Source organism: Phytopseudomonas punonensis (assembly GCF_900142655.1).
Lineage (GTDB): Bacteria > Pseudomonadota > Gammaproteobacteria > Pseudomonadales > Pseudomonadaceae > Aquipseudomonas > Aquipseudomonas punonensis.
In genome coordinates, this window is record NZ_FRBQ01000005.1 from 156,700 (window position 1) to 168,872 (window position 12,173).

The 12,173-nt window shown below is 63.2% G+C and carries 9 protein-coding genes and 3 pseudogenes; 1 reads left to right on the top strand and 11 read right to left on the bottom strand.

The window, feature by feature from the left end:
- Nucleotides 1-221: 221 nt before the first annotated feature.
- The 8 genes and pseudogenes from BUC40_RS14710 to BUC40_RS14745 form a co-directional block, all read right to left on the bottom strand.
- Nucleotides 222-1,180, bottom strand: a pseudogene (locus BUC40_RS14710) (bifunctional GNAT family N-acetyltransferase/nucleoside diphosphate kinase regulator).
- Between the two features lie 153 nt (nucleotides 1,181-1,333).
- On the bottom strand, nucleotides 1,334-2,089 hold the full coding sequence (locus tag BUC40_RS14715) for a hypothetical protein (RefSeq protein WP_083593555.1): 756 nt from the start codon (nucleotides 2,087-2,089) through the stop codon (nucleotides 1,334-1,336).
- A gap of 286 nt (nucleotides 2,090-2,375) precedes the next feature.
- Complete coding sequence (locus tag BUC40_RS14720) at nucleotides 2,376-3,137, bottom strand: amino acid ABC transporter ATP-binding protein (protein WP_073266928.1); 762 nt, start codon at nucleotides 3,135-3,137, stop codon at nucleotides 2,376-2,378.
- Nucleotides 3,134-4,036 carry an amino acid ABC transporter permease gene (locus BUC40_RS14725; protein ID WP_073266929.1) on the bottom strand — a complete coding sequence of 301 codons (903 nt, stop codon included), beginning with the start codon at nucleotides 4,034-4,036 and terminating at the stop codon, nucleotides 3,134-3,136. Before BUC40_RS14725 ends, BUC40_RS14720 begins: the two co-directional genes overlap by 4 nt.
- Complete coding sequence (locus BUC40_RS14730) at nucleotides 4,033-4,929, bottom strand: ABC transporter substrate-binding protein (protein ID WP_073266930.1); 897 nt, start codon at nucleotides 4,927-4,929, stop codon at nucleotides 4,033-4,035. The genes BUC40_RS14725 and BUC40_RS14730 overlap by 4 nt, the downstream gene beginning before the upstream one ends.
- Nucleotides 4,930-4,933: 4 nt before the next feature.
- A complete protein-coding gene (locus BUC40_RS14735; protein ID WP_073266931.1) occupies nucleotides 4,934-6,283 on the bottom strand; it encodes an LLM class flavin-dependent oxidoreductase in 1,350 nt (449 codons plus the stop codon).
- 9 nt (nucleotides 6,284-6,292) lie between these two features.
- Entirely contained in the window at nucleotides 6,293-7,603 is a 1,311-nt protein-coding gene (locus tag BUC40_RS14740) for an MmgE/PrpD family protein (protein ID WP_073266932.1), read from the bottom strand.
- Between the two features lie 395 nt (nucleotides 7,604-7,998).
- Nucleotides 7,999-8,418: pseudogene (locus BUC40_RS14745) on the bottom strand (helix-turn-helix domain-containing protein); the annotation flags it as partial.
- Nucleotides 8,419-8,572: 154 nt separating this feature from the next.
- On the opposite strand from BUC40_RS14745, the pseudogene BUC40_RS14750 reads away from it, so the two are divergent.
- A pseudogene (locus BUC40_RS14750) lies at nucleotides 8,573-9,789 on the top strand (N-acetylmuramoyl-L-alanine amidase).
- A 210-nt stretch (nucleotides 9,790-9,999) separates the two neighbouring features.
- On the opposite strand, the gene BUC40_RS14755 reads toward BUC40_RS14750, so the two are convergent.
- The 3 genes from BUC40_RS14755 to BUC40_RS14765 are packed head-to-tail and all read right to left on the bottom strand — an operon-like array spanning nucleotide 10,000 to nucleotide 12,163.
- Nucleotides 10,000-10,608, bottom strand: a complete 609-nt coding sequence (locus BUC40_RS14755; RefSeq protein WP_073266933.1) for an RraA family protein — start codon at nucleotides 10,606-10,608, stop codon at nucleotides 10,000-10,002.
- A complete protein-coding gene (locus tag BUC40_RS14760) occupies nucleotides 10,605-11,375 on the bottom strand; it encodes an IucA/IucC family C-terminal-domain containing protein (RefSeq protein WP_073266934.1) in 771 nt (256 codons plus the stop codon). Before BUC40_RS14760 ends, BUC40_RS14755 begins: the two co-directional genes overlap by 4 nt.
- Nucleotides 11,372-12,163, bottom strand: a complete 792-nt coding sequence (locus BUC40_RS14765; protein ID WP_073266935.1) for an ABC transporter ATP-binding protein — start codon at nucleotides 12,161-12,163, stop codon at nucleotides 11,372-11,374. Before BUC40_RS14765 ends, BUC40_RS14760 begins: the two co-directional genes overlap by 4 nt.
- Between the last annotated feature and the right edge of the window lie 10 nt (nucleotides 12,164-12,173).

The window sequence follows — 12,173 nt, forward strand, 5'->3', positions numbered from 1 at the left end:
CTACTAATCGACCAGCCATATGCTTGATCAGCTCGGTCTAGCAGTGAGGAACAGTGCCCCAGCCGTCACCTGCTGCATCTATCATGCTAGTCAAAGCATCGGCCCACCTAACCAGCCCAGAACGCCTTTCCAACCGCGATCAGTCCAACCTGGCACTAGAGGCGCAGCCCATCCTTGGGAGATTCCGCGCTTGTTCAACGAGCTTCGCCGTGTACACGCCACTAAAGATGATAATCCCCCGCCGCCTCCGGCTGATAAAGCACCTTCCTGATCTCGATCTGCCGAGTACGACCAGCGATTCGCCAGTCGATGGCGTCGCCTTCCTGATAGCCCAGAATGGCGGCGCCGAGGTCGGAACAGACTGAATGTTTGCCGGCGCTGCTGTTGGCGTCTTCGGGGTAAACCACGGCCACTTCGATCTCTTCGTCGTCCAGTTGCACCAAGGCTCTGGAATTCATCGTGATGACAGTGCCTGGCACCTGATCCGGCTCGACGACAACGGCGCGTTCGAGCTCGTGTTCGAGTTGGACGACTGGGCCGTCCTCCAGCGCGATCAGGTTGTCGAGTTTGGCCTTGTCCATTTCGGTGATGTAGATCCCGGGTGCATCATGGAAGGCATCTTCACGTAGCAGCTGCAGATAACGTCCCGCCGTCATGGCCCACGACGTCATGGTCGGCGTTTCGCTCTCCAGCTCGAAGCCGCTGCGTTCAAAGGCTTTCTGCGAGCGCAGGTTTTCGGGATGAATGTTGGCGATGAGCTTATCGGCACGCATATCGAGAAAGGCGAGTTTCATACCTTCGCGGATGGTGCGGGTGCCGAGGTTGCGTCCCCACTTTTCGCTGTCGCCGATGGCCAAGACGATCTCGCACTCCCTGTCGGTCTTGATCAGACGGACGAAGCCCACCGGCTCGTCGTGCCGGTCATAGGCCATGAAGAAGCGGCCGCCCCGGTTAAAGAGATGGGTCAGGATCGGCAGTTGAGTCCGCTCGATGGTGTGTTCGATGGTGCGGGAAACATCACGCGAATCGCTCAGGTAGCAGGTAACGCGATCATCTTCCAACCAGTCCATCAGCTTCAGCGCATGTGCCCGAGTAATTTCAGGGCACAGCGAAATGAAAGGCTTGTTCATCTTCACCACACATATTTGAAGGATTTAAAGCCCTTCATGGCTATGGCCATGACGGTTCTTTCGGCAACCGGCAAGTTTAAAGCATAGGGCGAGTAATTCCGACCCAACTGCCGGCTTTTCCTCCAAAGATGTCTGGGGTTGGTCGATCACAGGTGCGCAACAGGGGGCGCCCCCGTGACGAGCATCCTTCCCCCTAAAGTGAATTACTTCGAATCGGAGCTGATCTTTACCGTTTCGGTGGTCACATCCGGCAATCCCGCACGCGCGGGAACGAAGGTTTTTATGATGCGGCCCCTATAAGGCCCCTCGGAGGCGAACCAGCTCTCGATGACAGCCAGATTTTTCCCACCCTCGCTGGATGCGCCCCCTGAGGAAATCTCGTTGGTGAACTTGCACGTATCGAAAGTGCCCAGCGAGGTCGTGATGGTCTCTCGACCAATGTAGGTATGTTTCTCGGTGATTTCGGTCTCTGCGCCCGGTCCGGCAGTGACGGTCTTGCTGAGGTAACTGACCGTGACTGTCTGTCCCGGCTGGAAATCGACCGGTACAGCCGGTGGCGGGATATTGTACGTGGTGACCAGTGCGGCACCGCTGCCGTGTTGGTTGCCATATCTGATGATCTTGCCATCCACCAGATCAACGAAGGAGTAACCCGTGAAGATCGGTGCATTATCGATCAGTGTCGTTTGCGCCTGAACCAAAGGGTTGGCATCCGCAAATGACCGACGAGCCAGGGTTTCGGTTTTGGTGTGGCCTACAATGTCCGGCGCATTGCTGGCTCGCGCCTGGGTTTCGACTGTACTGCCCTGACGGAAGTCGGTCTCGGCAATGCAGTCCCCCGATGAAGTGTCACTTGCAGCCGATGAACCCGCAAATGCCCCGCTCCACGCAACGACCATTGCGGTCGTAACGCGCGTCATTGTCTTGAGGTAACGACGCTGCAAATTGATTTCACCCATTAGGCGCCTCTTAATCTGATAGCAATGAACGCCCTCCGCCTGGTACTCGCGGCGCAAATCAATTGGCTGCGGCGGCGTAGAGACAAACCGAAAAAGCTATCAGCAGCCTAAACGGTGCTCAATAGCACATATGTGCTGCTGAGCACGTTCCAGCGCCTTTTGATTATCGTGTCCCGCCCCTTCGCGCACTGGCTGGACACGATCACTGGAGAGGGCTACTTCTCCCCTCTCCCTCCGATATGTCCAATACCCTAATGGACAAGCAGACTCTCCGGCAGTCAGCGCCTCACAACACGCTGGCCAGGAACTCGCGCAGCCGTGGATGCTGCGGGTTGTCCAGCAAAGCCCGTGCATCGCCCGCCTCCACCACCTTGCCGTTGTCCATGAACACGATGTTGTCCGCCACCTCGCGGGCAAAGCCGATTTCATGGGTGACCACCAGCATGGTGATGCCCGAGTGCGCCAACTGCTTCATGACCTGCAGCACTTCACCGACCAGCTCGGGGTCCAGCGCCGAGGTCGGCTCGTCGAACAGCATCACCTCGGGCTGCATGGCCAGTGCCCGGGCGATCGCCACGCGCTGCTGTTGCCCGCCGGACAGCTCGCGCGGCCAGGCTTGTGCACGGTGCGCCAGGCCGACCTGGTCGAGCAGCTGCATGGCCTGAGTTTCCACCTCAGCGCGTTTCTGGCCGAGGATGCGGATAGGTGCGTCGGCGATGTTCTGCAGCACCGTGCGGTGCGGGAACAGGTTGAACTGCTGGAACACCATACCGATGCGCTGACGCTGCCGGGCGACGGCCTTCTCCGGCAGTTCGTAGAGCGCCTGGCCCTTGCGGCAGTAACCGATCAGGGTGTCGCCGACGTGGATGGTGCCGCCGTCGAGCTTTTCCAGGTGGTTGATGCAGCGCAGCAAGGTCGACTTGCCCGAACCGGACGGCCCGAGAATCACCGTTACCGAGCCGGCCGCGATATCCAGATCGATGCCGTGCAGCACCGTGTTGCCGGAAAACTGCTTATGTACGCCACGCAGGCGGACTGACTCGCTCATGATTCGGCCTCCTGCGTGCCTTTGTTGCGGCGCAGCCAACTGCCGCGCGCCGGAGCATTGCCGCGGCTGAACCACACTTCGATGTAATGCTGGAGCACCGACAGCACCGAGGTCATCACCAAGTACCAGAGGGTGGCGACCAGCAGCAGCGGGATCACCTCATAGGTGCGCTGATAGATGATCTGCGCCGAATAGAGCACGTCCTGCAGGGCGATCACCGACACTACCGCAGTGGTTTTCAGCTGGCCGATCACCTCGTTGCCGGCCGGCGGCAGGATGGTGCGCATGGCCTGGGGCAGTACGGTCTGGCGAAATATCTGCCCGGGCCGGTAGCCGAGCGCCTTGGCGGCTTCGAGCTGGCCCTGGCCGACGCTCTGGATGCCGGCGCGGATGATTTCCGCCGCGTACGCGGACTGGTGAATCACCAGGGCCAGCACCGCCGCGCTGAACGGGCTGATGATCTCGTTGGTTTCCGCACTCCACACCTCGCCCACCAGCGGCAGGCTCAGCGACAGCTGCGGATATAACGCCGCAATGTTGTACCAGAGAAACAGCTGCACCAGCATCGGCACGGCGCGGAAGAACCAGGTGTAGGCCCAGCTGACGCTGACCAGCACCGGGTTGGATGACAGCCGCATGAGGGCCAGCAGCGTGCCACCGGCGAAGCCGAACACTACCGAGATGACCGTCAGTTCGATGGTCATCAGCACGCCGGCGAGGATCGACTCTTCCGTCAGGTTCTGCGCCACCACGTCCCATTCGAAACGCGGGTTGTTGACCATCGAAGTGGCCACCAGCGACAGCAGCAACAGCACGATCAGGGCGCTGAACCAGCGTCCCCAGTGACGGTGCTTGACGATGCGCAGCCCGGCGATGTCGTCGTCAGGCCGTTGGCTCATTTGAGGTTTTCTGCGTTGAGGCCGGCGGACTCGACGGCGCCGAAGCCGATTTCCCATTTGTCGAGGATCTGCTGGTAGGTGCCGTCCTTGATCAGCGAGTTCAGCGCTGCCTGGATCGGCTTGCCCAGCGGAGAATCCTTGGCCAGGGCGATAGAGACGATGGTGTCCTCGATGGTGATCTCACCGGCCAGTTTCAGCGCCTTCACCTGGCTGGCCTGGTAGCGCAGGCCTTCGTATGGGCCGAAGAACATCGGCACGCGGCCGCTGATCACCGCCTGAACACCGGCCGGGCGATCCGGGAAGATCGGCACATTGATGGCTGGCTTGCCATCGGCCACGCAGGCCTCGCTGGCCTGCTGCAGGCGGGTCACCTGGGAGGTGCCGGCGCCGGCGCCGACGGTCTGGCCGCACAGCTCGGCAAAGCTGTTGAACGGCCCCTTGTCGGAATCCGCGCGGCCGACCAGGGCCAGCTTGGAGGCGTTGTAGTAGCCGACGAAGTCGACCTGCTCCAGGCGCTTGGCATTGGCGTCGATGTTGGAGATCGCCGCGTCGTAACGCCCGGACTTCAGGCCCGGAATGATGTTGTCGAAGCCGCCGGTGTCACGCAGGTCCAGCTTCACGCCCAGGCGATCGGCAACCGCGCTGATGATGTCGATCTCGCGCCCGGCCAGGGTCTTGTTGTCGGCCTGGTAGAAGGTGGTCGGCGGCGTGTTCGGGTTGGTACCGGCGATGATGCTGCCACGCTTCTTGATCGCTTCCGGCAGGCTGTCATGCAGCGCGGCATCGGCCTCGGGCTTGGCGGTGGCGTTGAAGGGCACGCCCTTGTCGGCGGCGAAAGCGCCGGTCAGAGGCAACAGCGCGAAGGCGGCAGCGGTCAGTGCAGAACGTTTCATGGGCTTATTCCTTCTCGGTTGCCAGCGGGGCAACGGCGGCAAAGTTTTCATCAACAGACGGCAGGCCGAGGTTTTCCCGCAGCGTGCTGTATTGGTAATCGGTGCGGAACAGGCCGCGGCGCTGCAGCTCTGGAATCACCAGCTCGACGAACAGCTCGAGCTGGTCGGGCAGCACCGCCGGCATGATGTTGAAACCATCGGCGCCGCCCTGCTCCAGCCAGTGCTGGAAGTCATCGGCGATATCCTCGGCGGTGCCGACCACCACGCGGTGACCGCGTGAGCCGGCAGCCACTGCTGCCAGTTGGCGCAGGGTCAGGTTCTCGCGGGCGGCCAGCTCGGTAAGCAGCTTGACGCGGCTCTGGCTGCCTTCGGTAGCGGGGATTTCCGGCACCGGGCCGTCGAGCGGATAGGCGGTCATGTCCACGCCGAAACGCGCCGACAGTTGCTCGATGCCGTTGTCGATGTCCACCAGCTCGTTGAGCTGGTTCCAGACTGCCTGGGCCTCTTCACGGGTGCGACCGACGATGGGCATCACCCCCGGCAGAATCAGCAGGTGGTCGGGCTGGCGACCGGCGTCGCGCACGAACTGCTTCTGGCTCTGGTAGAAGGCCTGGCCCTCTTCCAGCGACGACGCTGCGGTGAACACCACTTCGGCAGTTTGCGCGGCCAACTGTTGGCCAGCAGGCGACGAGCCGGCCTCGATGATCACCGGACGGCCCTGGGGCGAACGGGCGATGTTCAGCGGCCCCTGCACCTGGAAGTGCTTGCCCTTGTGGTTGGCCGCGTGGATCTTGCTTTCGTCCGAGTAACGGCCGGTGTTCTTTTCACGGACGATGGCGCCCTCTTCCCAGCCATCCCACAGCTTGAAGGCCACATCGAGGAACTCGCGGGCCATTTCGTAGCGGTCGGCGTGGGACGGCAGGTCTTCACGGCTGAAGTTGCGCGCCGCGTCGAGGGAGAACGAGGTGACCACGTTCCAGGCGCCACGGCCACGGCTGATGTGGTCCACCGAACACAGCGCGCGCGCCAGGTGGAACGGCTCGTCAAAGGTGGTGGACGCGGTGGCGGCCAGGCCGATGTGTTTGGTCTGCACGGCCAGGGCCGAGAGCAGCGTCAGCGGTTCCAGGCGCGACATGGTCGACGGCAGGCGGTGCACGCTGGTGGCCAGGGCGTCGCCAACGAAGAACATGTCGAACTTGCCCTCTTCCGCCTTCTTGGCGATCCAGGTGAACCAGTCGATGTCGGTGGGCGAGCCTTTCGCGCCCTCGGCACGCCAGCCGCCCACGTGGTGCCCCAGCGCCTGCACGAACAGGCCGAGGCGTAATTGACGGGTTGAAGCGGGTTGCACGGACATAACGAATCCTTACTGACAGCTAATGAGTGAAGCCAGGCGATGCAAGGCGGCATCGTCAGCGAGTTGCAGATCCGCGCTGATCGCGGCCAAGCGCGCCTCGGGCAGGGATCGAAGGTTGGTGCGCAGCTTGGCCAGCACATCGGTGGGCGCGGCGGCGGTTTCCAGGCGGGTCACGCAGTGGCTGTGGGACGTGCCATCGACCATGAACAGGGTGACGCGGTGAAAGCGGCGTTCCGGGTCGAGCTCGTCGGCCGGCGCAGTCGGGTCCGGTACCCGCCGCACCCTGGCGGCCAGCGCGGCGATCTGAGTATCGACCGGTTCTTCGCCGTAACGCTGGAGGGAAATGGCGCCGTTGAGCAGCGCATCGGCGATCACGTATTCAAGGCTGAAGCGCGCTTGCACACCATTGACCGGGGCGGTGATATTGGCCGCGGTGTCGGCGCCCGGCGGAAAGCTCACCTCGATATGCTGCAGCGCATCCAGGTCCGCGCCGAGCCGCTCGCGCAGTACGAAGGCCGCCTCCGCCGCGCTGTGGGTACCGCCGCAGGTGGGGTAGCGCTTGAACTCCAGGCCGGGTGCGATGATCCGCCAGGGTGCGCCCCACCCGGCCAAGAGATCGCCGGGGCGTTCGACGCCATAACCCAGGGTGGCCAGGAATGCCTCCAGCACGCCGTGGCGCTGCGCGGCGAAACCGGCACGGGCCAACTCGACGCTGTTGACGGCACCTCGTGCGGCCAGGCCGGCGTGCAGGGCCTTGGCCGCGGAGCCGAACTGGGCGCGCAGGCCCGAGGCCTGGGTAGCAGCCAGGCCAAGGGCGATTTCAGTTTGTTCGTGCGTCAGGCGCAGCAGCCGGCATGCGGCGCCAGTCGCCGCGATCACACCCAGCGTTGCGGTGCTGTGCAGCCCGGCTGCGTAATGGCGCGTACCGATGGCCTTGCCCAGGCGGCCGGCCAGTTCGACACCGACGATATAGGCGTCGAGAAAGTCTTCGGCTGCCGAGCCCGGCTGATCCCCGAGCAAGGCCAACAGCGTCGACAGCACCACGGTGGTCGGGTGGCCGCGAAAGGTCGCATGGTAATCGTCGAAATCCAGCGCGTGGCTCATGTAACCCAGCTGCAGGGCATGATTTTCCGTGCTGCGCGCAGCCGGAAACACCGCGCACAGCGGCGCCAGGCCCGAGTCCTGGATCAGGCCGAGCTGCACGGGCAGCAGGCAGGCGAAGTAATCGATCAGGCCCTCGCGGGCACGGTCGCGCTCGTCAGACCCAGGCTGGCTGTCGGCGAGCGTTCTGGCCAGTTGACCGCTGAGGGATATGTTCAAAAAGGCACCTTCAAAGTAAGGCCTTGACCTGTATCAAAAAATTACGCAATCGAGCATTTTCCTTGTCACCAGACGAGGCTGCAACTTTGAAAAAAGTCTTTGCTTATTACCAAATGAAATAACGACTTCCCCTCATCTATAAGGGTTCAGCGTGGCGTCGTGTGCTTCGCCGTTTGCGGCTGCCGAGCTGGATCCAGGCTGGCGCATTGTCACTGGGGTGCGCCTCGCCGCGTACTTAAGTGCAGGCACACCACATCTGGGCTCTCGAGCTCCAGTCAGCTCAGCAGGTTGGGCAGTCGAGCGGTGATGCCATTGATATTGAAGGTGGCGACGCGCAGGCGCTTCATCAGCGGCTCCGTGAACGGTCATGTCCAGGTTATGACCGGCTCAAAGGGCTATCGATGCTGGCGGGTGATGGATGGCGGTGCTTGCTCAGGCCCGGCGACACCCGCAATGGCGGCGCGCGCGGTCTGCGACGGCAGTTCGGCAAACAGCTCGTAGTACTCTGCAGCGAAATGGCTGAGGTGCTGGAAGCCCCATTGCTCCGCCGCGTCGATCGACAGCTGCGCTGCCCTTGTCGTCATCAAGGTGCGGCGCACGCCATTGAGGGGCACTGAGCGCAGGTAATTGAGCGGCGTGGTCTCGGCGGCTGCGTGAAAGCTGTTTTGCAGGGTGCGCCGGCTGATCTGCAGCCGCTCGCAAAGATCGATTACTCTCGGCGCGTGGGTCATTTCTGCGGCCAACAGACGATGGCATTTCTCGACGATAAAGCTGCGCGTCGAGCTCGGCGAACGCTGCTGCTTATCAGAGGCAGGTTTGAGAAACGAACGCCTCCTTCCCAGGTGGCGTTCGTGCTTGTGCAGAAGACAGATTTTTTAGACGGCCAGCGAGAAACGGCGAGACTTACATAACGACACGCTCTGAAATAATATAACATATAAAATCTCGCCACTTCGGAAGCGTAGCATCATGCACAGGCGTCACCTCCTGCACCTGGCTCTGGCAGGTATCACCCTGCCCTGGGCTGTCGCCGCTTCCGCTACGCAGAAAATCGTGCATGCCCGCGCCTGGGATGACGGCGACAAGCTGAGGCTGGTGTTCGAATTGAGCGGCCCGGCGAAATACCAGATTTTCACGTTGAAAGCGCCCGACCGGCTGGTCGTCGATCTGGCGGACACCGGCACCTTTGCAGGCTTGAACGAATTGCCGGCTGGCAACCGCCTCCTTGGCGCCGTGCGCAGCGGCCCTCGGGCTGGGGGTACGCGTATCGTACTCGATCTCAAGCAACCAGCCCGAGTGGAAAGCTTTCTGCTCGGCCCTTCTGGCAGCGAGGGGCATCGCCTGGTGGTCGATCTGCACAGCGCTGCAATAGCGGCGCCGCAGATTGCCAAGGCGCAGCCGGCAGCCGCTGTTACTGCTGCTGCCACTGCAGGGCAGCGCGATGTGGTCGTGGTGATTGATGCCGGGCACGGCGGCAAGGACCCTGGTGCGGTGGGTGGCAACGGCGAGCAGGAAAAGATCGTGGCCCTGGCCATCGCCCGACTGCTGGCCGATAAGCTCAATCGCCAGCGTGGTTTCAAGGCGCAGCTGGTGCGCAGCTGGTGCGCAATCAGGACGTTTTCATACCGCTGCGCAAACGCGTGGAAGTTGCCCGCCGCTACAACGCCGACCTGTTCATCTCCGTGCATGCCGACGCCGCGCCGCGGCGCAACGCCTCGGGCGCTTCGGTGTTCGCCCTCTCGGAAAGCGGCGCCACCTCGACCACCGCCCGCTGGATGGCCGAACGGGAGAACAGCGCCGATATCCTCGGCGCCCGCGAGCTGCTGTCGCTGAAGAACAAGGATCCGGTGCTCGCCGGGGTGCTGCTGGACATGTCGCTGAACGCCACCATCAGCACCAGTCTGGGGTTGGGCAAGACGGTTCTCGACAATGTCGGCAAGGTGGCTGGCGTGCATCAGAAGCGCGTCGAGCAGGCCGGCTTTGCGGTGCTGAAATCACCGGATATCCCGTCGATTCTGGTGGAGACCGGTTTCATCTCCAACTCCGGCGATTGCCGCAAACTCTGCGACCCGCTGCACCAGAAACGCGTGGCCCAGGCGATTTTAGATGGGTTGCAGAAGCATTTCACGGCCAGCCCGCCGGCGGGTACTTATCTGGCGAGTCGGAAGGCTGAAGCGCTTACCTAAATAGCGGCAGTCAAAGACAGTGGGAACGGGCGGGGACGTCGCATCACAGGATGCATTGGTGGGCTGTCGCAGACCGCCGCCCAGCCCAAAGTCTTCGATAAACACCACATACCTGTGGGAACGGGCCATGCCCGTGATTTCGCGCGCATGGCGCGCTCCCACATAGGTTAGGCGTTAGCCGTCAATGGGGCTGTTGTCGTAGGGTGGACGCTAGCCCACCAACTGGTCCAGCCGAGCCTGCAACTCAGCACGCCGTGCCGCATCGGCCACTTCCTTGTTCTGCAGCCGCTCCAGCAATTCGCCGGCCTGTTCGGGCGACAGCACATAAATCCCATCGTCATCGGCGACCAGCAGATCACCCGGCTGCACCCGCACGCCGCGTATCGTCACCGGAACGTTGACCGCACCTTGCTCGCCAAGCGGGCGTGTGGTGTAGGCGCTGACGCCGCTGCAGAAGATAGGCAGTCCCAGCGTTCGTAGCGCGCGCACGTCGGTCACCGGCCCGTCGATCACCACTCCGGCCAGGCCCTTGATGCGCGCTGCGAGGGTGCGCAGCTCGCCCCAGCAGGCGCAGGTCGCCTCGCCGCTGTTGGCGACCACCAGCACGTCGCCCGGTTGGCTGGCGATCAGCGCATCGCGCAGCACGCTGCCATCCGGCGCGTGGATCTGCGCGGTGGTAACTCGGCCGACGATGTGCACATCGGCCACCAGCGGCGGCAGGCCGTGGATGTGTCCTTCCTGCAACACGTGACCGATGGTTGACGCGGCGATGCCGCGATAGGCGTCGATCAATGTAGCGGGAACGGATTCGGTAGTCATCGCGGGGCCTTGGGTCGGATCAGTGGGCAGGTGGAGCAATATTCCACCGGGTCGCTGGCCTGGTAGTAGAAGCAGCAGGTGCGGCGGAACCGTACGGCGCGCGCGCCGTCATCGAGCAGCGTCAATGGTCGGTTGAAATGCTGCAGCGGGTTGTAGTCGAGGCCGAAAAGGCTGCCGGGAGCCTGCTCGGTCAGCCAGCGAAAGTCTTCGGCGCAGCGCTGGCGCGTCTCGGCGCAGTCGAGCTTGGCCAGGCGGCGCTCGTACAGCGAGTAGACGCGCACCGCGGTGTTCTCCCAGAGGATGCGTCGCGACACGCCGGTGAGCCGGTAGAAGCTCTCCCATAACGGCTGCAGCAAGCCGGCGAACAGCTCACCGGCCACCGCCTCGCGCCAGGCATCGCGCGCGCCGGGTTCGGGCCGGGAGATGGCCAGGCTGCGCAGCGGCAGCGACGAGGTCCACAGGCCGTCATCGTGGCCGTATTCGATGAAGGTGTTGTCCAGCGACAGCTCAAGTCCCTTGTCATAGGCGGACATGGCGTACAGGCAGGCGCCGGTGAGCAGAAACGACTGACGCTTGCCCAGCAGCGAGGCGGTAATGCGCCGTGACGACGAGAGAATCACCGGGCCTAGCCTGTCCAGCAGCGCTGTGCAGGTGTTTGTGTCGAGCAGCTCGGCGGCCGGTAGGCTGCGCTCAATATCCCGTTCGCTTTCACGGCGCAGCCGCAGCGCGCCGGAAAGGCTGGCCCATTCGGCGTCGCTGAAGCTCATCGTGGAATGTCCCGGCCGAAGGGAATGCACAGCGGTGTGTGGAAGAACGGGTCGGGGATGATCCGGCAGTCGAGGTCGAACACGGTCTTGACCAGTTCTTCGCTGAGGATGTCCGCCGGCTTGCCCTGGGCGTAGGCGGTGCGCTGGTGCACGGCGACCATGTGGTCGGCGTAGCGACAGGCCAGGTTGAGGTCGTGCAGCACCATGACGATGGTCTTGCCCTCCTGGCGATTGAGCTCGCGCAGCAGGTCCAGCACCTCGATCTGGTGGGCCAGGTCGAGAAAGGTGGTCGGCTCGTCGAGCAGCACCAACTCGGTTTCCTGGGCCAGAGTCATGGCGATCCAGGCGCGCTGCCGTTGGCCGCCGGAGAGCGCGTCGACCGGGCGGTCGGCGAGCTCATCGAGGCCGGTACGGGTCAGCGCGCGGGCCACCACGGCCTCATCTTCGGCCGACCACTGCTGCATCCAGCTCTGGTACGGGTAACGTCCCAGGGCGACCAGCTGACGGACGCTGATGCCCTCGGGCGCTACCGGCATCTGCGGCAGGATCGCCAGCTCCCGCGCTACGGCGGCGGTTGGTTTGCGCTGGATGTCGGCGCCGTTGAGGATCACCGTGCCGGACTGGGGCTTGAGCAGCCGCGCGAAGGCTTTCAGCAGCGTGCTCTTGCCGCAGCCGTTGCTGCCGATCAGCACCGAGACCTGGCCGCGGGGCAATTCCAGATCGAGGTTGTCGATGATGGTCTGGCGCTGGTAGGCCAGGGTCAGGTTGCGGCTGGCGATGGCGGTCATTTCAGGAGTC

Bases quoted from the DNA above. Each gene is read 5' to 3' on its own strand.
- BUC40_RS14715 (WP_083593555.1), bottom strand. From the start codon at position 2,089: ATGGGTGAAATCAATTTGCAGCGTCGTTACCTCAAGACAATGACGCGC.
- BUC40_RS14720 (WP_073266928.1), bottom strand. From the start codon at position 3,137: ATGAGCGAGTCAGTCCGCCTGCGTGGCGTACATAAGCAGTTTTCCGGC.
- BUC40_RS14725 (WP_073266929.1), bottom strand. From the start codon at position 4,036: ATGAGCCAACGGCCTGACGACGACATCGCCGGGCTGCGCATCGTCAAG.
- BUC40_RS14730 (WP_073266930.1), bottom strand. From the start codon at position 4,929: ATGAAACGTTCTGCACTGACCGCTGCCGCCTTCGCGCTGTTGCCTCTG.
- BUC40_RS14735 (WP_073266931.1), bottom strand. From the start codon at position 6,283: ATGTCCGTGCAACCCGCTTCAACCCGTCAATTACGCCTCGGCCTGTTC.
- BUC40_RS14755 (WP_073266933.1), bottom strand. From the start codon at position 10,608: ATGACTACCGAATCCGTTCCCGCTACATTGATCGACGCCTATCGCGGC.
- BUC40_RS14760 (WP_073266934.1), bottom strand. From the start codon at position 11,375: ATGAGCTTCAGCGACGCCGAATGGGCCAGCCTTTCCGGCGCGCTGCGG.
- BUC40_RS14765 (WP_073266935.1), bottom strand. From the start codon at position 12,163: ATGACCGCCATCGCCAGCCGCAACCTGACCCTGGCCTACCAGCGCCAG.